Origin of the sequence: Pseudomonas sp. NCIMB 10586, from assembly GCF_023127895.1 — a bacterium.
In the GTDB taxonomy this organism is placed as follows: Bacteria; Pseudomonadota; Gammaproteobacteria; order Pseudomonadales; family Pseudomonadaceae; genus Aquipseudomonas; species Aquipseudomonas synxantha_A.
This window is the reverse complement of the sequence record NZ_SPKQ01000042.1, coordinates 193,780-219,154: the sequence shown is the minus strand read 5'-3', so window position 1 is coordinate 219,154 and position 25,375 is coordinate 193,780. Positions and strand designations below refer to the sequence as shown.

At 59.0% G+C, this 25,375-nt stretch carries 29 protein-coding genes and 1 tRNA gene; 15 read left to right on the top strand and 15 right to left on the bottom strand.

Annotation, left to right across the window (positions count from 1 at the left end; genetic code table 11):
* Position 1: 1 nt before the first annotated feature.
* The 3 genes from E4P01_RS16305 to E4P01_RS16295 form a co-directional block, all read right to left on the bottom strand.
* Entirely contained in the window at positions 2-460 is a 459-nt protein-coding gene (locus tag E4P01_RS16305) for a tripartite tricarboxylate transporter TctB family protein (protein WP_078820537.1), read from the bottom strand.
* Between the two features lie 61 nt (positions 461-521).
* Positions 522-1,505, bottom strand: coding sequence for a tripartite tricarboxylate transporter substrate binding protein (locus E4P01_RS16300; protein WP_216090878.1), 984 nt, complete (start codon positions 1,503-1,505; stop codon positions 522-524).
* Between the two features lie 47 nt (positions 1,506-1,552).
* A complete protein-coding gene (locus tag E4P01_RS16295) occupies positions 1,553-2,845 on the bottom strand; it encodes an OprD family porin (protein WP_032877274.1) in 1,293 nt (430 codons plus the stop codon).
* 247 nt (positions 2,846-3,092) lie between these two features.
* Here E4P01_RS16295 and E4P01_RS16290 point away from each other — a divergent pair, with 247 nt between their 5' ends.
* The gene (locus E4P01_RS16290) at positions 3,093-3,764 is read left to right on the top strand and encodes a response regulator (RefSeq protein ID WP_005785982.1); all 672 of its coding nucleotides are present in this window, start codon (positions 3,093-3,095) and stop codon (positions 3,762-3,764) included.
* Entirely contained in the window at positions 3,757-5,142 is a 1,386-nt protein-coding gene (locus E4P01_RS16285; RefSeq protein WP_078820540.1) for a sensor histidine kinase, read from the top strand. The genes E4P01_RS16290 and E4P01_RS16285 overlap by 8 nt, the downstream gene beginning before the upstream one ends.
* On the opposite strand, the gene E4P01_RS16280 is transcribed toward E4P01_RS16285, so the two are convergent.
* On the bottom strand, positions 5,143-5,964 hold the full coding sequence (locus tag E4P01_RS16280) for an HDOD domain-containing protein (RefSeq protein ID WP_032877272.1): 822 nt from the start codon (positions 5,962-5,964) through the stop codon (positions 5,143-5,145).
* A gap of 36 nt (positions 5,965-6,000) precedes the next feature.
* A complete protein-coding gene (locus E4P01_RS16275; protein ID WP_216090879.1) occupies positions 6,001-6,942 on the bottom strand; it encodes a folate-binding protein YgfZ in 942 nt (313 codons plus the stop codon).
* Positions 6,943-7,081: 139 nt separating this feature from the next.
* Between E4P01_RS16275 and E4P01_RS16270 the strand changes: the two genes are divergently transcribed.
* Positions 7,082-7,336, top strand: a complete 255-nt coding sequence (locus E4P01_RS16270; protein WP_005785986.1) for a succinate dehydrogenase assembly factor 2 — start codon at positions 7,082-7,084, stop codon at positions 7,334-7,336.
* Positions 7,320-7,766 carry a protein YgfX gene (locus tag E4P01_RS16265; protein ID WP_216090880.1) on the top strand — a complete coding sequence of 149 codons (447 nt, stop codon included), beginning with the start codon at positions 7,320-7,322 and terminating at the stop codon, positions 7,764-7,766. The genes E4P01_RS16270 and E4P01_RS16265 overlap by 17 nt, the downstream gene beginning before the upstream one ends.
* Here the strand turns inward: E4P01_RS16265 and nadB are convergent.
* On the bottom strand, positions 7,735-9,351 hold the full coding sequence (gene nadB / locus E4P01_RS16260) for an L-aspartate oxidase (protein ID WP_216090881.1): 1,617 nt from the start codon (positions 9,349-9,351) through the stop codon (positions 7,735-7,737). The genes E4P01_RS16265 and nadB overlap by 32 nt on opposite strands.
* 461 nt (positions 9,352-9,812) lie before the next feature.
* Here nadB and rpoE point away from each other — a divergent pair, with 461 nt between their 5' ends.
* The 4 genes from rpoE (at position 9,813) to E4P01_RS16240 (ending at position 13,662) form a co-directional block, all read left to right on the top strand.
* Complete coding sequence (gene rpoE / locus E4P01_RS16255; RefSeq protein ID WP_003172477.1) at positions 9,813-10,394, top strand: RNA polymerase sigma factor RpoE; 582 nt, start codon at positions 9,813-9,815, stop codon at positions 10,392-10,394.
* A 32-nt stretch (positions 10,395-10,426) separates the two neighbouring features.
* Positions 10,427-11,014, top strand: a complete 588-nt coding sequence (locus E4P01_RS16250; protein WP_005786011.1) for an RseA family anti-sigma factor — start codon at positions 10,427-10,429, stop codon at positions 11,012-11,014.
* Between the two features lie 16 nt (positions 11,015-11,030).
* Positions 11,031-11,990 (top strand): MucB/RseB C-terminal domain-containing protein, encoded by a 960-nt coding sequence (locus E4P01_RS16245; RefSeq protein WP_216090882.1) that lies wholly within the window; start codon positions 11,031-11,033, stop codon positions 11,988-11,990.
* Between the two features lie 235 nt (positions 11,991-12,225).
* Complete coding sequence (locus E4P01_RS16240) at positions 12,226-13,662, top strand: DegQ family serine endoprotease (RefSeq protein WP_005786015.1); 1,437 nt, start codon at positions 12,226-12,228, stop codon at positions 13,660-13,662.
* A gap of 80 nt (positions 13,663-13,742) precedes the next feature.
* Here E4P01_RS16240 and E4P01_RS16235 read toward each other — a convergent pair whose 3' ends face one another.
* Positions 13,743-15,176 (bottom strand): M48 family metalloprotease, encoded by a 1,434-nt coding sequence (locus E4P01_RS16235; protein ID WP_032877266.1) that lies wholly within the window; start codon positions 15,174-15,176, stop codon positions 13,743-13,745.
* Between the two features lie 95 nt (positions 15,177-15,271).
* On the opposite strand from E4P01_RS16235, the gene E4P01_RS16230 reads away from it, so the two are divergent.
* Positions 15,272-15,511: a sulfurtransferase TusA family protein gene (locus E4P01_RS16230; RefSeq protein WP_078820544.1), complete on the top strand. Its 240-nt coding sequence runs from the start codon at positions 15,272-15,274 to the stop codon at positions 15,509-15,511.
* 19 nt (positions 15,512-15,530) lie between these two features.
* Here the strand turns inward: E4P01_RS16230 and E4P01_RS16225 are convergent, their stop codons facing one another.
* Both E4P01_RS16225 and E4P01_RS16220 read right to left on the bottom strand, forming a co-directional pair.
* Positions 15,531-16,004 carry a peroxiredoxin gene (locus E4P01_RS16225; protein WP_005786022.1) on the bottom strand — a complete coding sequence of 158 codons (474 nt, stop codon included), beginning with the start codon at positions 16,002-16,004 and terminating at the stop codon, positions 15,531-15,533.
* 10 nt (positions 16,005-16,014) lie between these two features.
* Positions 16,015-16,575 carry a glycine cleavage system protein R gene (locus E4P01_RS16220; protein WP_003189463.1) on the bottom strand — a complete coding sequence of 187 codons (561 nt, stop codon included), beginning with the start codon at positions 16,573-16,575 and terminating at the stop codon, positions 16,015-16,017.
* Between the two features lie 262 nt (positions 16,576-16,837).
* On the opposite strand from E4P01_RS16220, the gene dapA reads away from it, so the two are divergent.
* The 5 genes from dapA to E4P01_RS16195 all read left to right on the top strand — a co-directional run bounded on the left by dapA (position 16,838) and on the right by E4P01_RS16195 (position 20,526).
* Entirely contained in the window at positions 16,838-17,716 is an 879-nt protein-coding gene (gene dapA, locus E4P01_RS16215; RefSeq protein WP_032877264.1) for a 4-hydroxy-tetrahydrodipicolinate synthase, read from the top strand.
* 17 nt (positions 17,717-17,733) lie between these two features.
* Positions 17,734-18,849 carry an outer membrane protein assembly factor BamC gene (gene bamC, locus E4P01_RS16210; protein WP_078820545.1) on the top strand — a complete coding sequence of 372 codons (1,116 nt, stop codon included), beginning with the start codon at positions 17,734-17,736 and terminating at the stop codon, positions 18,847-18,849.
* A 4-nt stretch (positions 18,850-18,853) separates the two neighbouring features.
* Positions 18,854-19,612, top strand: coding sequence for an MBL fold metallo-hydrolase (locus E4P01_RS16205; protein ID WP_005786028.1), 759 nt, complete (start codon positions 18,854-18,856; stop codon positions 19,610-19,612).
* A gap of 27 nt (positions 19,613-19,639) precedes the next feature.
* The gene (gene purC, locus E4P01_RS16200) at positions 19,640-20,353 is read left to right on the top strand and encodes a phosphoribosylaminoimidazolesuccinocarboxamide synthase (protein WP_005786030.1); all 714 of its coding nucleotides are present in this window, start codon (positions 19,640-19,642) and stop codon (positions 20,351-20,353) included.
* A gap of 83 nt (positions 20,354-20,436) precedes the next feature.
* Positions 20,437-20,526, top strand: a tRNA-Ser gene (locus E4P01_RS16195).
* Positions 20,527-20,621: 95 nt separating this feature from the next.
* Here E4P01_RS16195 and E4P01_RS16190 read toward each other — a convergent pair.
* Together E4P01_RS16190 and E4P01_RS16185 are read right to left on the bottom strand one after the other, a co-directional pair.
* The gene (locus tag E4P01_RS16190; RefSeq protein WP_057022032.1) at positions 20,622-20,915 is read right to left on the bottom strand and encodes a type II toxin-antitoxin system RelE/ParE family toxin; all 294 of its coding nucleotides are present in this window, start codon (positions 20,913-20,915) and stop codon (positions 20,622-20,624) included.
* A complete protein-coding gene (locus E4P01_RS16185; protein ID WP_014717442.1) occupies positions 20,905-21,144 on the bottom strand; it encodes a type II toxin-antitoxin system RelB/DinJ family antitoxin in 240 nt (79 codons plus the stop codon). The genes E4P01_RS16190 and E4P01_RS16185 overlap by 11 nt, the downstream gene beginning before the upstream one ends.
* Before the next feature lie 643 nt (positions 21,145-21,787).
* Between E4P01_RS16185 and E4P01_RS16180 the strand changes: the two genes are divergently transcribed.
* Positions 21,788-22,039 carry a DUF3077 domain-containing protein gene (locus E4P01_RS16180; RefSeq protein ID WP_103733513.1) on the top strand — a complete coding sequence of 84 codons (252 nt, stop codon included), beginning with the start codon at positions 21,788-21,790 and terminating at the stop codon, positions 22,037-22,039.
* Between the two features lie 73 nt (positions 22,040-22,112).
* Here E4P01_RS16180 and E4P01_RS16175 read toward each other — a convergent pair whose 3' ends face one another.
* The 4 genes from E4P01_RS16175 to E4P01_RS16160 form a co-directional block, all read right to left on the bottom strand.
* A complete protein-coding gene (locus tag E4P01_RS16175) occupies positions 22,113-23,339 on the bottom strand; it encodes an MFS transporter (protein WP_032877262.1) in 1,227 nt (408 codons plus the stop codon).
* Positions 23,340-23,577: 238 nt separating this feature from the next.
* Positions 23,578-23,865, bottom strand: coding sequence for a NadS family protein (nadS, locus tag E4P01_RS16170; RefSeq protein ID WP_003189536.1), 288 nt, complete (start codon positions 23,863-23,865; stop codon positions 23,578-23,580).
* A gap of 2 nt (positions 23,866-23,867) precedes the next feature.
* Entirely contained in the window at positions 23,868-24,182 is a 315-nt protein-coding gene (locus E4P01_RS16165) for a type II toxin-antitoxin system RelE/ParE family toxin (protein WP_057022036.1), read from the bottom strand.
* Positions 24,183-24,287: 105 nt separating this feature from the next.
* The gene (locus E4P01_RS16160; RefSeq protein WP_216090883.1) at positions 24,288-25,229 is read right to left on the bottom strand and encodes a LysR family transcriptional regulator; all 942 of its coding nucleotides are present in this window, start codon (positions 25,227-25,229) and stop codon (positions 24,288-24,290) included.
* Positions 25,230-25,375 lie beyond the last annotated feature (146 nt).

The following is a 25,375-nucleotide window of genomic DNA, read 5'->3' as shown; positions in this document are numbered from 1 at the left end:
ATCAGTTCTCCAGAACGTCGAGCAGACCGAGGGGCAGTGGCACATCCATGGTTTTATCGAACAACAGATAAAGACCGATGCTCATCAAGGTGATGATGACCACGCTGTGCAACCAGCGGCCGCCATACAGCCGCGCCATCGGAATACCGATCAGCATGCTGCTGAGAATGAAACCCAGGGATTCGAAAGTGCTGGCAAACACCAGCAGCAAAGCCACGCAAATCCCGATTTTGATCAGGGTCGGGCGGTCCAAAGCTGGCTCATCGTCGGTGTGCTTGGTCGGTTGCGGACGAATCAGCATGTAGATCAGCGCCAGGCCCATCAGCCCAATCAGCAGCAGGGGGAAAGCCCGAGGCCCTACCGGTTCGTAGGAAAAGGCCGCCTGATACGGCCAGGCCATCAATGCCAGGCCGATACAGGCCAATAACATCACGGCAGCGAAAATGCGTTGAAAGAGCATGGAAAACTCCTGGGCCACGCCCTCGATGCGTGAAGGCGTGGCCGCGCGAACAGGTAGGCAATTACTGGATCAGGCCGAACTCTTTGGCCAATACTTTGTAGTCGGCCACCTGTTTCTTCACGTAGGTGTCCAGTTCCGGGCCGGTCATGGCGAACGGGAACAGCTCGCGTTGGTCACGCAGCTTGGCGAAGTCCTCGGATGCCAGCAGTTTGTCGAACGCGTCTTTCCACCAGGCATAGTCGGCATCGCTGACTTTTGGCCCAAGGTAGAAACCGCGTACCACCGGCCAGACGATGTCGTAGCCTTGCTCCTTGGCCGTCGGAATATCTTTCATTTCCGGCTCGTCCAGGCGCTTTTCAGCGAACACGGCCAGTAGGCGCATATCGCCGCTTTGGATGTGTGGCATGGAGTCGGAAATGTCGGTACTGCCTACCTGGATATGGCCGCCCAGCAGCGCCGTGGCGATTTCGCCGCCACCTTCGAGCGCCACATAACGCAGGTCACGCGGGTTGATGCCGGCGGCCTTGGCGATCAGTGCGGTTTGCATCCAGTCCTGGCTGCCGACGGTGCCACCGGAACCAATCACCACCTTGCTCGGATCTTTCTTCAACGCCTGGACCAGATCGTCGAGGGTCTTGTAGGGCGAGTCGCTTTTCACCGCGATGGCGCCGTAGCTGGTGCCCACCGCCGCCAGCCAGCGCACGTTGGTTTCGTCGAAGCGACCGAACTTGCCTTGGGCCAGGTTCAACAGCGAACCACTGGACCAGGCCACCAAAGTGCCTGCGTCCGCAGGGCGCTGGGCGACCACTGCGTTGTAGGCCACCGCGCCAACGCCGCCGGGCATGTAGGTCACACGCATCGGCTTGCTCAGCAGCTTCTGGTTGACCAGCGCGCTTTGCGCCAGCTTGCAGGTCAGGTCGAAACCGCCGCCAGGTGAGGCCGGGGCGATGCATTCCGGGCGCTTGGGTTCGTCAGCGGCCAGCAGTTGGCCGGCGAACAACATGCAGCCGGCGGCGAGGGCAAATTTACGCACTGAAGGGTTCATGGTTATCTCCATCGTTGTTGTTATAAGGTTTTAGTACCAACGCACATTTACCAAAGGGCAATGCTATAGCTGACCAGCAAACGCATTTCATCCGCATCACGGGCTGAATAGTTGGAGCGGTAGGTCGCGTTACGCAGACGCACGGCCACATCCTTGAACGTGCCGCTTTGCACCACGTACTTGATCTCGCTGTTGCGCTCCCACTCTTTGCCCGTTTGGCCGTTCTTGAGCTTGATGTTGTCGCCCGACAGGTAACGGCTCATGAAACTCAGGCCGGGAATCCCCAGCTTGGCGAAGTCGTAGTCGTAGCGTGCCTGCCAGGAGCGTTCTTCGGCGCCGGCAAAGTCGTTGATCTGTACGAAGTTGACCAGGTACGGGTCGCTGCCATCCACATACGGAAAGGCGCTGTCGCCGGACATGTGCTGGTAGCCGGCGCTGAGCTTATGGCCATTGAGGGCATAGCTGAACAGGCCGTTGAGGGATGTGTTGTCGATATTGCCGCCGCGGGCGCTACCGGTGTCGTCACTGATGGCCATGCGCAGGTCGGCGGCAAACGTGCCGGGGCCCATCGGGCGCGCGGCGACCAGGCCGAGGAAATGCTGGCGGTACACGTCATCGAGTTGGGCGAAGTGATAGCTGCCGGTGATTTTGTCGGCGAACTTGTAGTCCACGCCGCCGAAGTTGAAGTGCTTGCCGGTGGCGCCACTGAGGAAGCGGCTGTTCTTGTTATTGAGCGCAATATCTTCGTAATTGGTGTCGTCGCGGTCCTTGGCCTTATCCAGGCGGCCACCAGTGAACACAAGGTTCTTGAATTCCTTGGACGTCAGCAGGCCACCGTTGAAGGTCTGCGGCAGGATGCGACCGTCGTTGGGCTTGAGGATTGGCAATTCGGGTATCAGCGCGCCGATCTTCAGCTCGGTGGCGGAGATTTTCACTTTGCCGGTCAGGCCCAGCTTGGAGTACTCATTGGCGGCACGGCCGTCGTCGTGGGTCGGCAGCAGGCCGGTGCCGGTGCGGTCGGGGCTGGAGTCGAGCTTGATGCCGAGCATACCCAGCGCATCCACGCCAAAACCGACAGTGCCGTCGGTGTAGCCCGATTGCAGGTTGAGCATGAAACCCTGGGCCCATTCGTCGCGTTTGGATTGCTGCGCACGGGTACCGTCGCGAAAGTCGCGGTTGAAGTACATGTTGCGGGTTTCCAGGGTCGCGGTACTGTCTTCGAAGAAGGCAGCCTGGCTTAGCGGCGAAAAGCCGGCGAGGGCGCAAGCACTGGCGAGAGCGGTGTGGCTCAGACGGCAAGAACGAACAGGCGTGCAAGCCTGGGGCTGTGTCGACAGCATCGTGATGGACTCCGTTATTGTTCTTATTTTTGGCGAAAACGCTTCGAGGCGTTTTTCGGGCGCTACGGATGAGGCAGCTCGGCGGGCAGAAACCACCGTAGCTGGATGCTAAAGGGCGAAGCTTTCACTAACCTTTCAATTGTCTTTCAATGTTTTCGGGCTTCACAGGGCAGGTTGCGCCTGTAAACTCGCCGGCCAGCGGGCCAATAAAACGCCGCGCCGACCACTCCTCATGAGGTAGAAATCCATGCGTGTCCTCCTGGTTGAAGACCATCTGCAACTTGCCGAAAGTGTTGCGCAAGCGCTCAAGGGCATGGGTCTGACCGTCGACGTGCTGCACGATGGTGTGGCCGCGGACCTGGCCTTGGGCAGCGAGGAATACGCGGCGGCGATCCTCGATGTGGGCCTGCCGCGCATGGATGGTTTCGAGGTGCTGGCGCGCTTGCGGGCCCGAGGGAAAAACCTGCCGGTGCTGATGCTGACGGCACGCAGTGATGTCAAAGACCGCGTGCACGGCCTGAACCTGGGCGCCGACGACTACCTCGCCAAGCCGTTCGAACTGACAGAGCTGGAAGCGCGGGTCAAGGCGCTGCTGCGCCGCAGTGTATTGGGCGGGGAGCGCCAGCAGACGTGCGGGGTGCTGGTATACGACCTGGACACACGACGCTTCACGGTTGGCGGTGAATTGATGACGTTGACCTCCCGCGAACAAGCCGTACTCGAAGCCTTGATCGCCCGACCGGGCCGCGTGATGAGCAAAGAGCAATTGGCCTCTCAGGTTTTCGGCCTGGACGAGGAGGCCAGCCCCGATGCCATCGAAATCTACGTGCACCGCCTGCGCAAGAAGCTCGACGGCCAGCCCATCGCCATCGTGACGTTCCGCGGCTTGGGCTACTTGCTGGAAGCCCGCGATGCATAAGCCCAGCAGTCTGCGCTGGCGCTTGCTGTGGAACCTGGCGCTGTTGCTGGTGCTGTTGATGCTCGCCAGCGGCATGAGCGCCTACTGGAACGGGCGCGAAGCCGCCGACACGGCCTATGACCGCACGCTGTTGGCTTCGGCGCGCACCATTGCCGCAGGCTTGACCCAGGTGGACGGCACCCTCAGCGCCAATGTGCCGTATGTGGCCCTCGACACTTTCGCCTACGACAGTGCCGGGCGCATCTATTATCAGGTCAACGATATCCATCAGAAGCTGATTTCCGGTTACGAAAACCTCCCAGGCCCGCCGCCCGGCACTCCCCGCACCGACGATTACCCGGCCTTGGCGCGCTTCTACAACGCCATGTACCAGGGCCAGCACGTGCGAGTGGTGAGCCTGCTCAAGGCCGTTTCCGAGCCGAACATGAATGGGATGGCCGAGATTCGTGTCGCGGAGACCGACGAAGCACGCGTTGCCATGGCCCGCAGCTTGATGGCCGACACGTTGCTGCGCCTGGGGATGCTGGCCATCGGCGCGTTGCTGCTGGTGTGGTTTGCGGTGAGCGCTGCACTGCGTCCGCTCGAACGCCTGCGTACAGCGGTGGAAGAACGCCAACCCGATGATTTGCGGCCGCTGCCATTGGTGGAAGTTCAGGATGAGTTCGGCCCGCTGGTGCGCTCCCTCAACCATTTCACCGAACGTCTGCGCGGCCAGTTCGAGCGCCAGGCCCAGTTTATTGCCGATGCAGCCCACGAACTGCGTACGCCCTTGGCGGCGCTCAAGGCTCGCCTGGAACTGGGCTTGCGTGCCCAGGAGCCGTCCACCTGGCACAGCACCCTGGAAAGCGCTGCCCAGGGCACCGACCGCCTGACCCATCTGGCTAATCAATTGTTGTCCCTGGCCCGTATCGAAAACGGTGCCCGAGCCATTGCTGAAGGAGGCGCGCAGTTGCTCGACCTCAGCCAGTTGGCGCGCGAACTGGGCATGGCCATGGCGCCGCTGGCTCACGCACGCGGGGTGGCCCTGGCACTGGAGGCGGACGAGCCGGTCTGGTTGCGCGGTGAACCGACGCTGTTGAATGAGCTGCTGAGCAATCTGGTGGATAACGCTATGGCCCACACGCCACCTGGCGGCAATGTGATTTTGCGCGTGACCGCGCCGGCGGTGCTGGAGGTTGAGGATGATGGCCCAGGCATCCCGTTGGATGAGCGGGACCGGGTATTCGAGCGCTTTTATCGCCGTAGCCAGCAGGGCATGGGGTCTGGCTTGGGGCTGGCGATTGTCGGGGAGATCTGCCGTGCGCACCTGGCGCAGATCAGCCTGCATGATGGCGAGTTGGCCGGGTTGAAAGTGCGCGTGAGTTTTATCGCCGGTTGATCAGTAGAACATCGACCGTGCTTCATCCAGTTCGGTGCGCGATTTCTCGCTGTAGAGATCAATTCGCAGCTTTTTCATCGCAGGTACGCTGGTAATGTCGACTTTCGCCAGCGGATGGTCGGTGTTGTGATGGCAGTAGAGCACGGCGATCTGCACCAGATCCACATAGTCGAGTGTGGCAGAGTTGCGTTCCAGGTTCAGGTACTGGCCCGGCAGTTTCGCCAGCATTTCGGGGAAGTCCCAGCCACTCAGCAGTTTGTCGCCCAGTAACGGATGAATGCTTTCGATGACGTGGTTGAGGCTGACCGGGTCGGAAAGCAGCTCGTAGTGGTCTTCGGCGTAGGTGAGGATCGGCAGCACGCCGATCTGATGCACCAACCCGCCGAGGGCCGCCTGGTCGGCCTTGAGGTGACTATGCCGGCGACACAAGGCATAGCTGACGCCGGCGACTTCCAGGCTACGGCACCACACATCGCGCATTTTCTGTGCGACCACTTCGGAGCGGGCGTGAAAAATCTGCTCCATCACCAGGCCGATGGCCAGGTTGCTGCTGTAGTTGGTGCCCAGCCGCGTGATGGCCGTGTGCAGGTCGGTGACTTCCTGGCTCGCCCGTAACAGCGGGCTGTTGACCACCTTGATCAGGCGCGCCGACAGGGCGGTGTCGCGACTGATCACCTTGCTCAAATGACTGATGCTGATCTCAGGGTCTTCGGCGGCCTGGCGAATTTTCAGGGCCACCTCCGGCAATGTCGGCAGAACCAGGTCATCGTTGTCGATGGCCGTCACCAACGCCTGTTGGACTTTTTCCGCCAGCTTGTTCATTCATGCTCTCTAGGGTGCTGCAAAAAGGTATGGCGATTAACGCTGGATCTCGCGATCACGGTCCAGTTGGTAAGGCAGATCAAGCAGCTGCAGGCCGGGCCCTTCCAGGCTGCCTGTACGCACGTCGCCACTCTCGGCAGCTTCGGCTTGCAGCACAGCGAGAAGTTCAATCGACTGGTCAGCTTTTGCCGCGATCACGACCTCGCCAACCGCGCTGTTATGGCCTGGGGAAAACAACGGCGTGCCGGGCTCGGGTAATTGCGTGGCTTCAAGGCTCAGTCGATACAGGCGTCGCTTGAGTTTGCCCAGGTATTGCATGCGCGCGACGATTTCCTGGCCGGTGTAGCAGCCTTTCTTGAAACTGACGCCGCCCACGGCTTGCAGGTTGAGCATCTGCGGGATGAACAGTTCGCGGGTCTGCGCCATTACCTGGCCGATACCCGCGCGAATCTGGCCAAGTAGCCAGGCATTCAACTCAGCCTGTGGCAATTGTGCGGCCAGTTGGTTGCGCACGGTGTCGGCTTGTTCGGTGGGCACCCAGAGTTCGGCACGGCCAGGGGACACGCGAATAGCGATCAAGGTGTCGGTGCGCACCATGCTGTCGGTTTCGGCGGGTAGCGTCAGGCCAAGGGCGGCCAGGGACGCGTCTGCGTTCGCCAATCCGAAGCGTACCCAGGCGGCGCTTTCGTCGGTAAGTTTGGATTTGGAGAACACCGCGTATTTCTTCAGGTCTGCCAACTGCGGTTCGAGCAGCTCCGTGGCCATGGCCAGGAGTACGCCGTCACCTTGCAGCAGGATGCGGAAGCTGGACTGCATCCGGCCTTTTTGCGTGCAGCGCGCGCCCAGGCTGGCCTGGGTATCACTCAGGTAATTGAGGTTGCAGGTCAGCTGGCCTTGCAGGAATTTGGCAGCATCAGAACCGCGGACGGCGAGAACGCCTTCGTGGGACAGGGGGCAGAAGAAAGCAGAGTCAGCCATGGGTCATCGCAGGTTAAAAAGTCATGGGTGCATCATAGAGGGGCGTCCGGCAAATGCATAGTTTCGTCGCGGGCGACCAAAGCCGACTGTTCCGGTGTCGCCGGGCCTGTATACTTGCGCTCTATTTGAGGAGGGCTCCATGGTCGAAGATGTAGAAATCAATCGCCTCTACTGGCACAGCCGTCGTGGCATGCTGGAGCTGGATGTGTTGTTGGTGCCTTTCACCAAAGAGGTGTACGCAACGCTCGATCAGGTGGACCGCGAGCTCTACGTCAGGTTGCTGACCTGTGAAGATCAGGACATGTTCGGCTGGTTCATGGAGCGCGCTGAATCTGAAGATCCAGAGCTGCAGCGCATGGTTCGGATGATCCTGGATCGTGTCCAGCCCAAGTAATCGTTTTGAATGCCGCTGGCAGGCCTCGCGGCGGTTGCTGGCGGCGTATCTGCTTGCCCTGCTGATCGCACTGGGCAGCCTGCTGGTTTTGAACCTGCCTTATTCGAGCCTCGGCATCCTGTTATGCCTGGCACACTGTGCGTGGGTGCTACCGCGCCATATTCTGCTTACTCACCGTTCGTCGATTCGTGGCCTGCGCCGCGACGAAGATGGCTGGCAGTTATGGAGCTCTGCGCGCGGCTGGCACGCCGTGCAACTTCGCCCCGACAGCCTGGCGTTACCGTTGATCGTGGTGTTGCGTTATCGCGTGCAGGGTGAGCGGCGAGTACGCGCGGTCTGTGTGCCCAAGGACGCGCAGGCCGCCGATGTGCATCGGCGCCTGCGGGTACGCCTGAAGTTCAGCCGCCGTAGGTGGTTGGCACCAGAATAGTGTCGCGGGCTTCGGGCAACATCTGCGGATAATCGAGGGTGTAATGCAGGCCCCGGCTTTCCTTGCGCTCCATGGCTGAGCGGATCATCAACTCGGCTACTTGCGCCAGGTTGCGTAATTCGATCAGGTCGCGGCTGACTTTATAGTTGCTGTAGAACTCGTCGATCTCGTCCAACAGCAAACGTACCCGGTGCTGCGCCCGTTGCAGGCGCTTGTTGGTGCGCACAATGCCCACGTAGTCCCACATGAAACGCCGCAACTCGTCCCAGTTGTGCGCGATGATCACGTCTTCGTCCGAATCGGTGACCTGGCTGGCGTCCCAGCGGGGCAGGGTGGCTGGAACCTTGATGCGCGGCAGTTGTTCAAGGATATCCGCTGCTGCCGAGCGAGCGTACACGAAGCACTCGAGCAGCGAATTGCTGGCCATGCGGTTGGCGCCGTGCAGACCGGTAAAGCTGGTTTCGCCGATGGCGTAGAGGCCGGGCACGTCGGTGCGCCCGTGCTGGTCAACCATCACGCCGCCGCAGGTGTAGTGCGCGGCCGGCACTACCGGGATCGGGCCTTTGGTGATATCGATATTGAACGTCAGACAGCGTTCATAGACGGTCGGGAAGTGGGCCTTGATAAACGCTTCGGGCTTGTGGCTGATGTCCAGGTAGACGCAATCGATCCCCAGACGCTTCATCTCGTGGTCGATGGCGCGGGCGACAATGTCGCGCGGTGCCAGCTCGGCGCGTGGGTCGAAGCGCTGCATGAAGCGCTCGCCATTGGGCAGCTTCAAGTGCGCACCTTCGCCGCGCAGGGCTTCGGTGATCAGGAAACTCTTGGCTTGCGGGTGATACAGGCAGGTGGGGTGGAACTGATTGAACTCCAGGTTGGCCACCCGGCAGCCCGAGCGCCAGGCCATGGCAATGCCGTCACCGCAGGCGCCGTCAGGGTTGCTGGTATAGAGGTAAACCTTGGCTGCCCCGCCCGAGGCAAGAATAGTGAAGCGCGCCCCGTAGGTATCGACTTCGCCACTGGTGCGATTGAGTACGTAGGCGCCGAGACAGCGCTCGCCCGCAAGGCCTAGGCGTTTTTCGGTGATCAGGTCGACAGCGACGCGTTGCTCCAGCAATTGGATGTTGGGCCGTTGGCGAGCCTGGTCGAGCAGGGTCTTGAAAATCGCGGCACCCGTGGCGTCGGCGGCGTGAATGATACGGCGATGGCTGTGGCCGCCTTCGCGTGTCAGGTGGAACTCAAAGCCGCCGTCGTCGCTGCCGGCATGTTCATCACGGGTGAAGGGCACACCTTGGTCGATCAGCCATTGGATGGCTTCCCGGCTGTGCTCGACGGTGAAGCGCACGGCCTCCTCATTGCACAGGCCGCCGCCAGCGTTAAGGGTGTCTTCGACATGCGATTGCACCGTGTCGGTGTCGTCCAGTACCGCCGCGACACCGCCCTGGGCCCAGAATGTCGAGCCGTTGGCCAGGTCGCCTTTGCTCAAAACCGCAATGCGCAGGTGGCTGGGTAGGGTCAGGGCAAGGCTCAAGCCGGCTGCGCCGCTGCCGATCACCAGCACATCGTGTTGAAACTGTTGGCTCATTGGAAGGATTCCGCAAAAAGCGATCCGAAGGAGCGGCGCAAACAGGACGCCTGGATCGGCGAATCAAAGGGTCACACGGGCCACTAGTATATAGAGGGGTGGAGCGGCACAATAGCCACGCATTCGTGGCATTGTGAGATTATGCTGCGCAGCTTTGGGAAACAGCCGGTTGGCGGGACGGGAACTTTTTGCATGGGCCCCGACTCAATAGCAGGTTGCCCGAAAGCTGGGAAAACGTTGAGTTTATTGGCCCGTCGGGAGCATTGGACGCGTCACGAAACCGGCGACAAGATTATTCGCGCAGCCGGCCCCGCCCGGGCTGCGTTTTTCGTGTGTGCCAAATCAGTGCATGCCGGAAACTTGCTTGAAGGGGGAGAACTTTTGCGAAAAGCCCGAGTCTATGTTTGCAAGCCTGATCGTTTAGTTATGCAAGCCTCCTTCAAGTACAACGAGGAGTGTTCATGCTAACCCAGGAAGAGGATCAGCAGCTGGTCGAGCGCGTACAACGCGGCGACAAGCGAGCATTTGATCTGCTAGTGCTGAAATACCAGCACAAAATTCTCGGGTTGATCGTGCGGTTTGTGCACGACACCCATGAAGCGCAGGACGTTGCACAGGAAGCCTTTATCAAGGCGTACCGTGCACTTGGAAATTTCCGCGGTGATAGTGCGTTTTATACGTGGCTATATCGCATCGCCATTAACACGGCGAAGAACTATCTGGTGTCTCGCGGCCGCCGCCCACCAGACAGTGATGTCAGTTCAGAAGATGCTGAATTTTACGATGGTGATCACGGCCTCAAAGATCTCGAGTCGCCGGAGCGTGCATTGCTGCGCGACGAGATCGAAGGCACCGTCCATCGAACAATTCAGCAACTGCCAGAAGATTTGCGTACGGCATTAACTTTACGTGAATTCGATGGTCTGAGTTACGAAGACATTGCGAGCGTCATGCAATGTCCGGTGGGGACTGTAAGGTCACGGATTTTCCGGGCCCGGGAAGCCATCGACAAAGCCTTGCAACCATTGTTGCAGGAAAACTAAAGACAGCGGCGACAGCCAAGAGAGGAACCGCCATGAGTCGTGATGCCCTGCAGGAATCGCTGTCCGCAGTGATGGATAACGAAGCGGATGAACTGGAACTTCGTCGAGTGCTTAACGCATTTGATGATGCCGAAACCCGTGATACCTGGTCTCGTTACCAAGTCGCTCGGGCGGTGATGCACAAGGATCTTTTAATCCCTCGTCTGGATATTGCTGCGGCCGTTTCTGCCGCGCTGGCTGATGAAGCCGTTCCGGCCAAAGCTGCTCGTGGCCCGTGGCGTAGCCTGGGTCGACTGGCAGTGGCTGCCTCGGTGACCGTCGCCGTACTGGCTGGTGTTCGCCTGTACAACCAGGACGAAATTGCCGGTGCCGAACTGGCCCAGCAAACTCAGCAGCCCGTCATGGCGGGTCCGCAAGTCAAAGGCCCGGCTGTACTGGCAGGCTACAAGGAAAGCTCTGATACCACAGGTCCGATGGCCAATGGTGTGCTTCAAGGGCAATCCGGCTGGCAAGATCAGCGTCTACCAGGCTACCTGCGTCAGCACGCACAGGAATCGGCCGCCAAAGGCACCGAAAGCGCTCTGCCATACGCTCGCGCAGCCAGTCAGGAAAACCGCTGATCCGTTAGGGAGCTCTATGCGCGCCATACCGCTCCTTGCGCTTTTGCTCAGTAGTTGGATTGCACAGTCCGCCCATGCCGATGAAGCCCAAGACTGGCTGACTCGACTTGGGCGTGCAGAGCAGCAGCAAAGCTTTGAAGGTACGTTTGTTTACGAACGTAATGGCAGTTTTTCTACCCACGCTATCTGGCACCGTGTGCAGGACGGTCATGTCCGTGAGCGGTTGCTGCAACTGGACGGCTCGCCTCAGGAAACCGTACGGTTGGATGGCCGGACGCACTGCGTCAGTGGCGATCTGAGTGCTGGGTTGGTTGCTTCTTCTGATGCACCTTCGCGTGCTCTCGATTCAAAAAAACTCACTCAATTCTATGAACTTGCCGTCATTGGCAAATCCCGCGTGGCCGGTCGTCATGCTGTGATTGTGTCAATCAGCCCGCGAGATCACTACCGCTACGGCTTTGAATTGCACCTGGATCGTGAGACGGCTCTGCCGCTCAAATCCCTGCTGCTCAATGATCAGGGGCAGTTGCTGGAGCGCTTTCAGTATGCGCGCCTGGATACCTCGGTCGTTCCTGCCGAGCATGACTTACAGCCTGGCAGCGAATGCTCGCCTGTTGCTGCTTCCACCGACAAAGCCTCTGACATGCCTGCCTCCCAGGCGTGGCATCTGGATTGGCTGCCGCCTGGCTTCCAGCAGGTCAGCAGCACCACGCGCAAAGACAGCCAAACGAAATCGACCGTCGATAGCCTGATGTATGACGATGGGCTCGCACGCTTTTCTGTATTTCTTGAGTCCGCCAAGGGCGCCGACATGAATGAAACCCGCGCTCAGCTCGGCCCGACGGTGGCGGTTTCTCGGCGTTTGAATACGGTTGACGGTGAGATGATGGTCACCGTAGTAGGGGAGATCCCCGTCGGCACTGCTGAGCGTATCGCGCTGTCGGTACGCGGTGAAAATGCCGCTGCCAAGCCGTGAGATTGTTAATTCTATGTTCATCCTGACCTTTCAATCTGTGCTCAAGTTAGGTTGAGGGCCGATCGTATGAAATTTCTGGATCAGCATTTTCACTTGCAAAAACTTCCCATGTTTTTTATAGGTCAGGGTTTGTTGGCTCTGGCCTTGTTTTGTTCGCGGAACAAAAATGTCGTTTGCCGCATTCGGCGTTTATTGGACCCTGTCGCTTAACCCTGCTCGTCGTAACGGGAGCTGTATGTCGATACCACGTTTGAAGTCTTACCTATCCATAGTCGCCACAGTGCTGGTACTGGGTCAGGCCTTGCCTGCGCAAGCAGTTGAGCTGCCTGACTTCACCCAACTGGTAGAGCAAGCCTCACCGGCGGTGGTGAATATCAGTACCACCCAGAAACTGCCGGATCGCAAAGTCTCGAACCAGCAGATGCCCGACCTGGAAGGCTTGCCGCCCATGCTGCGCGAGTTCTTCGAGCGCGGTATGCCGCAACCGCGCACCCCTCGTGGTGGCGGTGGTCAGCGCGAAGCCCAATCCCTGGGGTCCGGCTTCATCATTTCGCCTGACGGCTATATTCTGACCAACAACCACGTGATTGCCGATGCCGACGAAATCCTCGTGCGCCTGGCTGATCGCAGTGAGCTCAAGGCCAAGCTGATCGGTACCGACCCGCGTTCCGACGTAGCCTTGCTTAAAATCGATGGCAAGGACCTGCCGGTTCTCAAGCTGGGCAAATCCCAGGACTTGAAGGCCGGCCAATGGGTCGTCGCGATCGGTTCGCCGTTCGGCTTTGACCATACCGTCACCCAGGGTATCGTCAGTGCTATCGGCCGCAGCCTGCCGAATGAAAACTACGTACCGTTTATCCAGACCGACGTGCCGATCAACCCGGGCAACTCTGGGGGGCCATTGTTCAACCTGGCTGGCGAAGTGGTAGGCATCAACTCACAGATCTACACCCGTTCCGGTGGTTTCATGGGCGTGTCTTTCGCGATCCCGATCGACGTGGCCATGGACGTCTCCAATCAGCTCAAAAGCGGTGGCAAAGTCAGCCGTGGCTGGTTGGGCGTAGTGATCCAGGAAGTCAACAAAGACCTGGCTGAATCCTTCGGCCTCGACAAGCCGGCCGGTGCTCTGGTTGCGCAAATCCAGGACAATGGTCCAGCGGCCAAAGGCGGCCTGAAAGTCGGCGACGTGATTCTGAGCATGAACGGCCAACCCATCGTGATGTCAGCGGACCTGCCTCATCTGGTCGGCGCGCTCAAGGCTGGCGGCAAAGCCAAACTGGAAGTGATTCGTGACGGCAAGCGCCAGAACGTGGAGCTGACCGTCGGTGCGATCCCGGAAGAAGGTGCGACGCTGGATGCCCTGGGTAATGCCAAGCCGGGTGCAGAGCGCAGCAGTAACCGCCTGGGCATCGCCGTGGTTGAACTGACCGCCGAGCAGAAGAAGACGTTTGACCTGCAAAGCGGTGTGGTGATCAAGGAAGTCCAGGATGGCCCAGCCGCCTTGATCGGCCTGCAGCCGGGCGACGTGATCACTCACCTGAACAATCAGGCGATCAACACCACCAAGGAGTTCACCGACATCGCCAAGGCGTTGCCGAAGAACCGTTCGGTGTCGATGCGCGTACTGCGTCAAGGTCGTGCCAGCTTCATTACCTTCAAGTTGGCCGAGTAATCGTCAAGCCTGCATTGCAATAGAAACAAAAAGCCCCGCTGCCGGTTAACGGCCGCGGGGCTTTTTTGTGGGTGACGGGTTTAGCTCATCATCCCTTTCACCAGGCGTTCCTGTTCGATCAGCTCACGCTGACGTGCGTCGATACGTGAGGACAGTGGGAAATTACTGCCGGCGCGGCGCTTGGCAAAGTCCAGTTGCTGGATGGCCTGCTGGAAGTCCCCCACCAGTGCGAAGTATTCGGCGCGGGCCTGATGCAGGCCGATGATGTTGCCGGACAGGCCGCGTGTTTCGGCCACCTGATACCACACGTCCGGATCGTCGGGGCGTGACTTGAGCAAGCCATCCAGCGCCTTTTCGGCATCGGCGGTGCGGTTCTGCTTAAGCAGCAGGTCTACCCGCACCTGGTTCAGCGGATAGTTGCTGGGGTACTGGGTGAGCATACGGTCAGTCCGTTGCTGGGCATCCGCCATGCGGTTGTTGGTAATGTCCAGTTCGATCTGCGCCAGATTGTAGGTGATGTCATTGGGTGCCTTGGCCAGCAGCGGTGCCAGGCTTTCCCGTGCTTCCTTGAGTTGGACTCCCTTGATCTGCGCAATGGCGAGGCCATAACGCGCTACATCGTTTTTGGGGTTGTCGTCCAACTGCGCCTGGAAGCGCTTGGCAGCCAGGCCAGGCGTGTCTTCGTATTTCAACTGCACGCGTGCGCGAATCAGTTGATAGCGCAGGCTGTCTTCCTTGCCGCCGAGTTTGGCCTGCTCGGCGCGGTTGCGGGTGTCGGCAATACGCGATTCGGTCACTGGGTGCGTCAACAGGAACTCCGGTGGCTTGGCATCGAAGCGGTACTGACGCATCAGGCGTTCGAACATGGTGGGCATCGACCGCGGGTCGTAGCCGGCTTTCTCCAGGTTGAGGATGCCGATGCGATCTGCCTCTTGTTCGTTCTGCCGGGAGAACCGGCGCTGCTCCTGGATCGCAGCCGCTTGTGAGCCGGCAATTGCGGCGATACCCGCATCGCCGGCACCCGCGGCGGCGGCAATAATGCCGCCAAGCAGCGCCGCCATCATTGGCAGTTGCATGCGTGACTGGGCTTCCACGCCCCTGGCAAAGTGACGCTGGGACAAGTGCGCCAGTTCGTGGGCCAGTACCGACGCGTACTCACCTTCGGTCTGGGCATTGAGGAACAAGCCGCCGTTCACCCCAATGATCCCCCCGGGTGCCGCAAAGGCGTTGAGCTGCGGGCTGTTGATCAGGATGAATTCCAGGCGCCGATCGTTGACCTGGCTGGTCTCCACCAGCTTGTACACGCTGGTTTCTACGTAGTCCTTGAGTTGCGGGTCGTTAAGCTGCGACACCTGACCGCGCAAATAGGCCAGCCAGGCGCGGCCCAGTTGATATTCCTGTTGGGGCGAGACAATGGCAGAACTGGCGTCACCAAGTGACGGCAGCTCGTCAGCGAAGGCCGGGGAGGCCAGCAGGCAGGCGAGCGTCAGCAGGGTAGGGCGCAAAAAAGTCATGCACAAAGCCTTTCGACAAAGAGCTTACTGTAGCCGGACACTGCGCCTGGGACCAGATATTCTAAGCAACCCGAATGTTTGCCTGGAGTAACACCATGACCGACGCCTTAGCCTTTGACGCCGAACTTGATGCCAGCGGCCTCAACTGCCCGTTGCCCTTGCTCAAGGCCAAGATGGAACTCAATAAAATGGCCCGCGGTGCGGTGCTCAAGGTGACCGCCACCGACGCTGGCTCCCAGCGTGACTTCCGCACCTTTGCCAAACTCGCCGGCCACACCCTGGAGCATGAAGAAGACGCCGAGGGTGTGTACCGGTATTGGTTGCGCAAGGCCTGACGGCTTTATCGACGCACAATCAGGCCTTGTTCAGCGCCTGCGCTGCCGCCAACACGGCATCCACATGCCCCGGCACTTTCACGCCGCGCCATTCCTGACGCAGCACGCCTTCGCTGTCGATCAGAAAGGTGCTGCGATCCACGCCCAGGTATTCCTTGCCGTACAGCTTCTTGAGCTTGATCACATCAAACAGCTGGCAGACCGCTTCGTCCTTGTCGCTGATCAGCTCGAAAGGAAACTCCTGCTTGGCCTTGAAGTTCTCGTGGGACTTCACGCTGTCACGCGACACACCAAACACTTCAGTGTTGGCGGCCTGGAAAGCTGCGTACTGGTCACGAAAGCCCTGGCCTTCAGTGGTGCAGCCCGGGGTGCTGTCCTTGGGGTAGAAGTAGATCACCACTTGCTTGCCCTTGAGAGCTGCGAGGCTGAAAGTCTGGCCGCTGGTGGCCTGGGCTTCGAAGTCTGCGACGGGTTTGTCGATGGCTACCGGCATGAGTCTTTCCTTACATTGGGTTCTGTGGGCGCCATGGCTCGATCAGCGCGTCGAGGTTCAGGGCATCGGCAAAATCCAGGAACTGGTCGCGCAACCAACTGATCTGTACGCCGGCCGGCAGGGTAACGGTGAACGTGGCGTTGAGCATGGTGCCGCCGGTTTGAGGCGCCTGGTAGGTGTCGCAGGTCAGGTTTTCCAGCTCGACGTTGTGGTCGATGAAGAACTGGCACAACTCGTTGACGATGTCCGAGCGGTAGGCCGAGCTGACGTACGCCACATAAGGCAAGGCCTGTGGGCGATTTTCCAGGGCGGCGCTGCGCACCACATTGACGGTGAAGTCGTGCTTTTTGGCCAGGCCCGGCAGGCCGGTTTCCAGGCGCGCCAATGCGTCCCAGGAGCCGGAAATCTGCAAAACCAGCGCGCTGCACTCGCCATGGCGAGTCAGGCGCGAGGTCACCACCGCGCAGCGGTTCTCATGGCTGGCGCGGCACAGGACGTTGGTCAGCTCCATGGGGTTGGCGCCGAGGGCACTGATAACAAGGAATTGTTCGCGAACTGTGGGGGTGGACATGCAGCCTTCCTAAAGCGATGAGCGGTCAATACTGTGTGGGCCGTATCGATCAAAGGATCAAGGGTAGCGAAAAGCGTCGCCAAGGGCTAGGAGGTGGCGTTTTCATTGCGTGATCGGCCGGCTTGAAGCGGTGCTTTGGCCCAATGATGGCATTGCTCGACGTTTAGTTGCTCCAGAACGCATCCTCACGCGGTACTTCGCTTGTACAAGCATCTTGGCGCCAGTACCATTACGGCTCTCTTTTTCCGGCAGGAGCGGTTGCATGATTGCGGGCAGTATGGTGGCACTGGTCACACCCATGGATGCACAAGGTCGTCTCGACTGGGACAGCCTGGGCAAACTGGTGGACTTCCACCTGCAAGAGGGCACCAACGCCATCGTGGCGGTCGGCACCACAGGTGAATCGGCCACCCTCGATGTGGAAGAACACATCCAGGTGATCGAGTTCGTGGTCAAGCGCGTTGCGGGCCGCATCGCCGTGATCGCCGGAACGGGTGCCAACTCCACTCGCGAAGCGATCGAGCTGACCCGCAACGCCAAGAAAGCCGGCGCCGATGCGTGCCTGCTGGTGACCCCGTACTACAACAAGCCGACCCAGGAAGGCTTGTACCAGCACTTCAAAGCCATCGCCGAAGCCGTCCAGATCCCGCAGATCCTCTATAACGTACCGGGTCGTACCGCGTGCGATATGAAGGCCGAGACCGTGATCCGCCTGTCCACCGTGCCGAACATCATCGGTATCAAGGAAGCCACTGGCGACCTGCAGCGCGCCAAGGACATCCTGGCCGGCGTGAGCAGTGACTTCCTGGTGTATTCCGGTGACGACGCTACCGCTGTCGAACTGATCCTGCTGGGTGGCAAGGGCAACATCTCCGTGACCGCCAACGTGGCTCCGCGTGCCATGAGCCAAATGTGCGCCGCCGCCATCGCCGGCGATGCCGCGACGGCCCGTGCGATCCACGAGAAGCTGATGCCGCTCAACAAGACACTGTTTATCGAATCCAATCCTATTCCCGTGAAATGGGCGCTGACTGAGATGGGCCTGATGCCGGACGGTATCCGTCTGCCGCTCACCCGGCTCAGCGAAGCCTGTCACGAACCGCTGCGACAGGCCCTGCGCCAGTCCGGCGTCCTGGTTTAATTGAGGAAGCACTACGCATGAAGCGATTGGCCGGACTTTCCGCACTTGCCTTGATTATCTCCAGCACCAGTGGCTGCGGTTGGGTATGGGGCCCGGAAGGCTACTTCCGTGACCGCGGCAGCGATTACCTGGAAGCGCAAGCAACCAAACCGATGCAGTTGCCGCCTGATGTCAATGTCGCCAAGCGTCTTGACCCCTTGTTGCCGATCCCACGCAACGTTGCCGACGACACCGTCAAGGGCGAGTACGTAGTACCACGCCCGCAGCCGATCACGGCAGTGGCCGATGCCAGCGACTACAGCCTGCAGAAAAGTGGCGACAACCGCTGGATCGTGGCTCAGCGCCCACCTGCCGAAGTCTGGCCGGTGGCAGTGCAGTTCTTCCAGGACAACGGTTTCCGTCTCGACCAGCAACGCCCGCAAACCGGTGAGTTCACCACGGCGTGGCAGCAAGGCCGCGAGTTGTCCGCCAACATGGCTCAGCGCCTGCTGGCCGGCGGTGTAGCCGCCGAAAGCGAGGCCCGTGTGCGTGTGCGCATCGAGCCAGGCGTGCAGCGCAATACCAGTGAAGTCTATGTGGTCAGCGCCGAGCGCCCTGCCGGCAGCACGGCCAACGTCGATTTCACCCCGCGTTCGGTCAACACCGGCGTCGATGCCGCGCTGGTCGACGAGATGCTCGCCAGCATGAGCCGTATCTCCGAGAAGGGCGGTTCCGTTTCCTTGCTCGCGGCCCGTGACTACGACACCCCTAACCGCGTCAGCCTCACCGAAGACGGCAGCGGTAACGTGGTGCTCAACCTGGGTGAAGACCTCGACCGTGCCTGGGCCAGTGTTGGCCGTGCGTTGGAGCAAGGCCCTTGGCGCGTTGAAGACATCAACCGCAGCCTGGGCCTGTACTACATCAACGTGGCTGAAAAGGCCGAGAAGAAAGACGACGAGCCAGGTTTCTTCGGCAAACTGTTCGGCAGCGCGCCGACCAAGGAAGAGATCGAAACCCGTGCCGAGCGTTATCAGGTTCGTTTGAGCAAGGTTGGCGAAAGCGTGCAAGTCACCGTCGAGAAGAACATCAACACCGTCGCGCCAGCTGAAACAGCGCGCAAAGTGTTGGGCGTGATTCAAGACAACCTGGGCTGATTCGGTGCGCTTTGCCGTTCTCGGCAGCGGTAGCCAAGGGAACGGTACGCTGGTCGCCCACGATGACACGTATGTGCTGGTCGATTGTGGTTTCTCGTTAAGAGAAACCGAGCGACGCCTGCTGCGCCTCGGGGTTCACCCCACGCAGTTGAGCGCAATTCTGGTCACCCACGAACATGCCGACCACGTGCATGGCGTGGGTTTACTGTCTCGGCGCTACAATCTGCCGGTGTACTTGAGTCGCGGCACGCTGCGCGGGATGCGTAAACCCATCGAGCCGGCAGGTTTTCTGGCCGGTGGCGAGCAACTGCAAATCGGTGCCTTGAGCATCAATGTCATCGCGGTTGCCCACGATGCCCAGGAGCCTACGCAATACGTATTCAGTGACGGCCAGCGGCGTTTTGGCGTGCTGACCGACCTGGGTTCCTACTGCGCCAGGGTGCTGGACGGTTACCGGGACCTCGATGCCTTGATGATCGAGTCCAACCACTGCAGGGATCTGCTGGCGCGCGGTCACTACCCTTACTTTCTCAAGCAGCGGGTGGGCGGCGAGCTGGGACATTTGAACAATCACCAGGCGGCGTACCTGGTGTATGAGTTGGGCTGGCAAGACCTGCAACACCTGGTCCTGGCTCACCTCAGCAGCAAGAACAACCTGCCGACGCTTGCCCGGCAATGTTTTGTCGACACCCTCGGGTGCGACCCGGACTGGCTGCAACTGGCCGATCAAGATTCAGGGCTCGATTGGCGACACATCGCCTAGCCCACCTTACTCAAAGCGGAGCCCATCATGGAAAAACGTGAAGAACTCTACCGCGGCAAAGCCAAGTCGGTGTACAAGACCGACGACGCCAACCGCCTGATCCTGCTGTTTCGCAACGACACCTCGGCGTTCGACGGCAAGCGCATCGAACAGCTTGATCGCAAGGGCATGGTGAACAACAAGTTCAACGCCTTCATCATGCAGAAGCTCGAAGCGGCCGGTATCCCGACCCAATTCGACAAACTGCTGGGCGACAACGAGTGCCTGGTCAAGAAGCTCGACATGATCCCGGTGGAATGCGTCGTGCGTAACTACGCCGCCGGCAGCCTGGTCAAGCGCCTGGGCGTGGAAGAGGGCCTCAAGCTCAACCCTTACACGTTTGAACTGTTCCTGAAGGACGACGCCAAGGGCGACCCGTTCATCAACGAATCCCACGTTGTGGCGTTCGGCTGGGGCACCGCTGAACAACTGGCGCGCATGAAGGAGTTGTCCCTCAAGGTCAACGACGTGCTGACCAAGCTGTTCGACGACGCAGGCCTGTTGCTGGTGGACTTCAAGCTCGAATTCGGCGTGTTCCACGACGGCTCCATCGTCCTGGGCGACGAATTCAGCCCGGACGGCTGCCGCCTGTGGGACAAGGACACCAAGAAAAAGATGGACAAAGACCGCTTCCGCCAGGGCCTCGGTGACGTGATCGAAGCCTACGAAGAAGTCGCCAATCGTCTCGGCGTACCGCTGTAATCGACGCAAGCATCTGATAGCACGGAAAAAAATCGCTTCGGCGCTTTGCATCCATCAATCATGCTGTTATGATGCGCGCCGTTGGAGAGATGCCAGAGTGGCCGAATGGGACGGATTCGAAATCCGTTGTACCTTCACCGGTACCTAGGGTTCGAATCCCTATCTCTCCGCCATTACATAGAGAAAGCCCCGTAGCTGAATAAGCTGCGGGGCTTTTTCGTTTCCAGCCTTTATCTACGACTGCTTCAGTGATTTTTTCCAGTCCTGCCTAGCGCTGATCAAGGCGCTCAGACGCTTTGCGATAAGCCTGATCTCGTTCACGTTTATCAATAGCGACCACGAACACGGTAACTTCCTGATCTATCACTTGATAGACCAGCCTGTACCCGCTACTACGCAGTTTGATCTTGTAGCAGTCAGGCAGGCCATGTAGGCGGTTAGCCTCAATACGTGGGTTGTTCAGGATTTCCATCAGCTTCTTCTTGAGTTGCTGACGGAGGGTGTCGCCGAGTTTCTGCCATTCCTTCAATGCACGCGCATCAAAATCAAGGCTATAGGTCATCCAAAGAAACCCTCACGCGTTGAGGCGACGCAAGGCGCTCACGTACGGTCGCCATCAAGGCTTCATCCTCTTCAGTCATGAGGACAGGCTTAAATGGCAACTGGCCGCGTTCGGCAACATATTGCAACGCCTGACGTATCAGTTCGGAAGGGGTGACACCGAGTTTCTCCAGCTCAAGGTAGGCGCGAGCTTTCAGGTCGTCATCGATACGGATGTTGATAGATGCCAAGGGATAGCTCCTTGTGTAATGACGTTGGTCATTACATTGGGGCAATCGGGTTTCATTGGCAAGTCTGTCTGGACATACGGCAGTCGCTCTCATCTGTTGATCCTACTTCTTGGCCGGCGGCTTTGCCGGGCGCTTTTTATCGGTTTCCTTCACCGTTTCCCTTGGTCTTTTCTTCGCCTCTTGCTCGGTTACGTATTCACCTGTGACCGCATCGCGATATCTCGTTGGCATATCAGCATCCTTGACAGTATGTCGCCACGGCGGCGACCTTTTTGAGGCTAGCTTGCAGGCTTATGCACACAAGGTTCCTCGCCGGAATTCTGGTTACCAAGCTTTTCCGAAACAGGTGCTTACGTTGTGCCGGTTCGACAGTTTTCCAGCAGGGTTGCGTTGACTGGGGCAGGACGCTAACCTTTCGCCGTCGCCCTCATGGCGACCGGTTTTGACAGACTGATTTACAGGTGTACGACCTCCATGCGATTACAGGCTTTTCTGCTGTGACGTCGTTTTATGGCGGCTGTGCGTGGGGCATCTTCGGGTGCGCCGGGTCCTGTATACCGGTCTGTCAACCCGCGCATAGCTGCCACCTGATTCTGTTTGACAGCGGGATGTGGCAGCTCCCATTGCATACAGGAGCTACACAATGAGCAATCTCGATTCTGACTCCGAATTTTCCCCTCGGAAAATCTTCCATGTAGGTGCAGATGTTGGCACCGAAGAAGCCCTCACAAACGCCACCGAAATCCTCTCATCCGCCCTTCAAACCGCCTACCAATGCGCCGAAGATCCACACAGCACGCAGTCGCCCGTGATCATGGCCCTGGCTCAATTGATCGAGAACGCGCAAGCCTTGGTGGACGCCGTACTCGAGCGTGATTTCCCCACGGCCAAATAAATACCTGCTCCCTGAAACGAAAAAAGCCTGCTGAACTCAACGCTCAGCAGGCTTTTTTGCGCATACAACCCGGTCAGGCAGGCTGTGCCACCAGGTTATTACTGACCTTGCGCCCCAACACCAGCACGGTCGCAAACCCGAACCCCACCAACACCGTGGCCAGGCTCAACAACACCGAGCTGCCCATCTGGTCGACGATGCGCCCGCCAAAGAACGAACCCAGGGCGATGATCACCTGAAACAGCGCCACAAACAGTGGCATTCCGCGCTCTACATCCTTGGGCGCCACCACAAACATCCAGATACTGGCGCAGGCTGGGAAGGCGCCGAAGGCGAAACCCCAGAGTGCGATCAGCATCGAGGCGCCGGAAAGGCCGGTGGCGAAGTAGGGGAACAGTGCTGTGCTGGTGCCAATCATCAGTGCAACCAGCAGCAGGGTGTGACGCACACTGCGGTTAGCGGCGAAACCGGCAAAAACATTGCCCATTACCCCGGCTACGCCATAGAGCAGCAGCAATGAACCAATTGTCGGGCCGTCAAAGCCGGAGCTGTTTTTGAAGAAGGGCGCGACATAGGTATACGCAGCAAAGTGCGCCAGGCCGATCAGCAATACAGCGATCAAGCCGACTCGCGCCTGTGGGTTGATAAACAACGCGGGCAAGTCACGAATCTCAATGGCCTTTTCCGGGGTCAGTCGCGGTAGCAGGAAGATCTGCGCCAGCAGCACCGGAATGCCCACCAACGCAGTAACCAGGAAGGTCATGCGCCAGCCCATCAGTCCACTGAGCCAGGTACCCACAGGCACGCCCAGAACGGTGGCCAGGGTCACGCCCATCATGATGATCGAGGTGGCTTTCGCAACTCCCACGCCTTTGGGCGCCAGCCGCCCGCTGAGGGCAATGGCCGTGGCCCAGAAGCCGCCGATGCTGATGCCGAGCAATACACGGCCGAACAGCAGCAGGCTGAAATCGGTGGCGAAGGCCACCACCGAGTTGGCGATGATCATCACCAGTGTCAGGCCAATCAGCAGATAGCGACGGTCCATGGCGCCAATGCTGACCGACAGAAACGGCGCGGCGAGGGCGGCCATGATGCCGGGCAATGTGACCATCAATCCGGCGTGACCGGCACTGATGCCCAGGTCGCTGGCAACGTCGTTGAGTACGCCCACCGGCAGGAATTCACTGGTCACCAGGGCGAAGGCACCCACGGCGACCGAAAGAATCGCCAGCCACTGCTGTTTGACGCTTTGTTGATTATGTTCGGGAAGCCCGCTAGGGGCCTGGCTCGCGCTTGGCATGGGATTGGGTTCCGGGAGGATGTCGCCTGAAGCCAGGCGGGGAGGGAATTTGGAGCGATTATAGGAATCAGTGGCGGCAATCGTTCAGGCGCTCGTTTCGATAGTAATCATCAGTGGTATCGATGTGAGATTTTAAAGAGCCTTAAATCTGCCGTACAAACGAAAAAGCCCGTCGCTGAGTCAGCTCCGAGCTTTTCCGGTTATGACGATGTTTAAGGCGCAGCAGTGGAGTCTTATTTTAGCTAGCCAACGCATTCAGTACATGGACTGGGTCATTATGGATAGCTTTCAACAATGCCTTTGCTGGTCCGGTAGGTTCACGACGACCCTGCTCCCAGTTACGTAATGTGCCAAGTTGCACATCAATCAGCGCTGCGAATTTAGCCTGGGTCAGCCCTGTCGCCTTACGGATCTCTTTGACTCGCATTGAATCAACATGGAATTCACGAGAAGGTTCGCGTTCTCCGCGCAGGATCTCGTTCATCTCTTGAACGCTTTCCATCAATTCATCAAAAAATCTGCTCATAGCTATCTCCAGTGCTCAATCGCAGCCTTCAGTGACTTGCGCTCGTCGGCAGTCAAGTCCTGCTGTTCATTTTTGGGATAGATCATCAGTAGAACAATCTGTGATGCCGAGACGAAGTGGTAATAGATCACCCGCGCCCCGCCTCGTTTGCCATGGCCCTTGGCTGCTACTCGTATCTTGCGAACTCCACCCGTACCCTCGATTACATCGCCAGCAGAAGGGTTGACTACCAACACGTTCTGAAGAGCCGTGTAGGCATCCTCGTCGATCAATTCTTTAACGCGACGGGTGAAGACTGACGTCTCTATGAAAATCATCGCTAATGTACGCCATTGGCTTAGTTGACTGCAATCCTAGCCGTGCGTGCTTCGACGTGCATCCAGTGAGTTGTAACTGCTTTTTGACACGCAGGATGTGGCCAATTATACGTCGGCCAACCGCCCCATAAGACACTCAATAAACACCCCCTCCGCCCGACTCATCTTCTGCTCGCGATTCCACAACAGGTGAATATCCACATCCGCAATCCCCTCATCCGGCGGCAACCGCCACAGCAGCCCGTTTTTCACATCGTCCGCCACCACATGAGTCGGTAAGCAACCCAAACCAAACCCGGCAATCACCAAACGCCGCACTTCTTCCAGGCTGGAGGATGACGCCACGATCCGCCCACCGAAGCCTTGCTGATCACGGAAAATCGTCAGCGGCGAGAGCATCCCGCCAATCTGGTCGCTGGTAAAACTCACGAAGTTTTCCGACTGCAAATCCCCCTCGGCCAGGTTTGTGCGCCCGAACAATGGGTGATGTTTTCCGCAAAAGAACGCGTAGCGCTGACGCAGAAACAGGTGCTGTTCCAGGCGCGGCTGAGGCCGACGATTGAGGCTCAACCCCAGGGTCGCGGTTTTTTCCAGCAGGGCGGCGACGATGTCGGAGCTGCGCATCACTTCGACTTCCAGATCGACCCGCGGATGTTCGCGATGAAAGCTGGCGAGAAAGTCATCGAAAGTGTCGGAATTAATCCGGCTGATCATCAGCAAGCGCACTTTGCCGATCACTTCATCGCCGGGCTTTTGCAGGGCGTTGCTCATTTGCGAAACCTGGCCGTACATCTCGCCGGCAATCGCGAAAATCTGTTCACCTGCCTCGGTGAGCACGAAGCGCGGGCCGCGACGTACGATGAGCTGGCAATCCAGCTGTTCCTCCAGGCGCTTGAGCGCCTGGCTGATGGCCGGTTGCGTCAGGTGCAGGCGCGCTGCGGCGCGGCTGATGCTCAGTTCCTGGCCGATCACGCGGAAGGTGCGCAGCAGGTTCCAGTCCAGGCGGTCGTTGAGCAGGGGGTGAATATCGCGGCGGGATTCGGGCATGGTGTCGCTCGATAATAAGCAGTATTTATAATCAAGATAATAAATAGAAAATTTACTAATCATAGCCCCAGGCCGAAAAATCGGGCTCAACAAGCGCCATCAGAGCGCACCGGTTCGACCTTCTCCTGCCAAAAAAATAACCAAAG

Excerpts from the sequence above, each read along its gene's own strand:
- dapA (WP_032877264.1), top strand. The coding sequence starts at position 16,838 with ATGATTGCGGGCAGTATGGTGGCACTGGTCACACCCATGGATGCACAA.
- E4P01_RS16235 (WP_032877266.1), bottom strand. The coding sequence starts at position 15,176 with ATGACTTTTTTGCGCCCTACCCTGCTGACGCTCGCCTGCCTGCTGGCC.
- E4P01_RS16220 (WP_003189463.1), bottom strand. The coding sequence starts at position 16,575 with ATGTCCACCCCCACAGTTCGCGAACAATTCCTTGTTATCAGTGCCCTC.
- E4P01_RS16165 (WP_057022036.1), bottom strand. The coding sequence starts at position 24,182 with ATGATTTTCATAGAGACGTCAGTCTTCACCCGTCGCGTTAAAGAATTG.
- E4P01_RS16295 (WP_032877274.1), bottom strand. The coding sequence starts at position 2,845 with ATGCTGTCGACACAGCCCCAGGCTTGCACGCCTGTTCGTTCTTGCCGT.
- bamC (WP_078820545.1), top strand. The coding sequence starts at position 17,734 with ATGAAGCGATTGGCCGGACTTTCCGCACTTGCCTTGATTATCTCCAGC.
- E4P01_RS16160 (WP_216090883.1), bottom strand. The coding sequence starts at position 25,229 with ATGCCCGAATCCCGCCGCGATATTCACCCCCTGCTCAACGACCGCCTG.
- E4P01_RS16175 (WP_032877262.1), bottom strand. The coding sequence starts at position 23,339 with ATGCCAAGCGCGAGCCAGGCCCCTAGCGGGCTTCCCGAACATAATCAA.
- E4P01_RS16300 (WP_216090878.1), bottom strand. The coding sequence starts at position 1,505 with ATGAACCCTTCAGTGCGTAAATTTGCCCTCGCCGCCGGCTGCATGTTG.
- E4P01_RS16190 (WP_057022032.1), bottom strand. The coding sequence starts at position 20,915 with ATGACCTATAGCCTTGATTTTGATGCGCGTGCATTGAAGGAATGGCAG.
- E4P01_RS16270 (WP_005785986.1), top strand. The coding sequence starts at position 7,082 with ATGGTCGAAGATGTAGAAATCAATCGCCTCTACTGGCACAGCCGTCGT.
- E4P01_RS16280 (WP_032877272.1), bottom strand. The coding sequence starts at position 5,964 with ATGAACAAGCTGGCGGAAAAAGTCCAACAGGCGTTGGTGACGGCCATC.
- E4P01_RS16250 (WP_005786011.1), top strand. The coding sequence starts at position 10,427 with ATGAGTCGTGATGCCCTGCAGGAATCGCTGTCCGCAGTGATGGATAAC.
- E4P01_RS16290 (WP_005785982.1), top strand. The coding sequence starts at position 3,093 with ATGCGTGTCCTCCTGGTTGAAGACCATCTGCAACTTGCCGAAAGTGTT.
- rpoE (WP_003172477.1), top strand. The coding sequence starts at position 9,813 with ATGCTAACCCAGGAAGAGGATCAGCAGCTGGTCGAGCGCGTACAACGC.
- E4P01_RS16275 (WP_216090879.1), bottom strand. The coding sequence starts at position 6,942 with ATGGCTGACTCTGCTTTCTTCTGCCCCCTGTCCCACGAAGGCGTTCTC.
- purC (WP_005786030.1), top strand. The coding sequence starts at position 19,640 with ATGGAAAAACGTGAAGAACTCTACCGCGGCAAAGCCAAGTCGGTGTAC.
- E4P01_RS16230 (WP_078820544.1), top strand. The coding sequence starts at position 15,272 with ATGACCGACGCCTTAGCCTTTGACGCCGAACTTGATGCCAGCGGCCTC.
- E4P01_RS16245 (WP_216090882.1), top strand. The coding sequence starts at position 11,031 with ATGCGCGCCATACCGCTCCTTGCGCTTTTGCTCAGTAGTTGGATTGCA.
- E4P01_RS16285 (WP_078820540.1), top strand. The coding sequence starts at position 3,757 with ATGCATAAGCCCAGCAGTCTGCGCTGGCGCTTGCTGTGGAACCTGGCG.
- E4P01_RS16240 (WP_005786015.1), top strand. The coding sequence starts at position 12,226 with ATGTCGATACCACGTTTGAAGTCTTACCTATCCATAGTCGCCACAGTG.
- nadB (WP_216090881.1), bottom strand. The coding sequence starts at position 9,351 with ATGAGCCAACAGTTTCAACACGATGTGCTGGTGATCGGCAGCGGCGCA.
- E4P01_RS16305 (WP_078820537.1), bottom strand. The coding sequence starts at position 460 with ATGCTCTTTCAACGCATTTTCGCTGCCGTGATGTTATTGGCCTGTATC.
- nadS (WP_003189536.1), bottom strand. The coding sequence starts at position 23,865 with ATGAGCAGATTTTTTGATGAATTGATGGAAAGCGTTCAAGAGATGAAC.
- E4P01_RS16225 (WP_005786022.1), bottom strand. The coding sequence starts at position 16,004 with ATGCCGGTAGCCATCGACAAACCCGTCGCAGACTTCGAAGCCCAGGCC.
- E4P01_RS16180 (WP_103733513.1), top strand. The coding sequence starts at position 21,788 with ATGAGCAATCTCGATTCTGACTCCGAATTTTCCCCTCGGAAAATCTTC.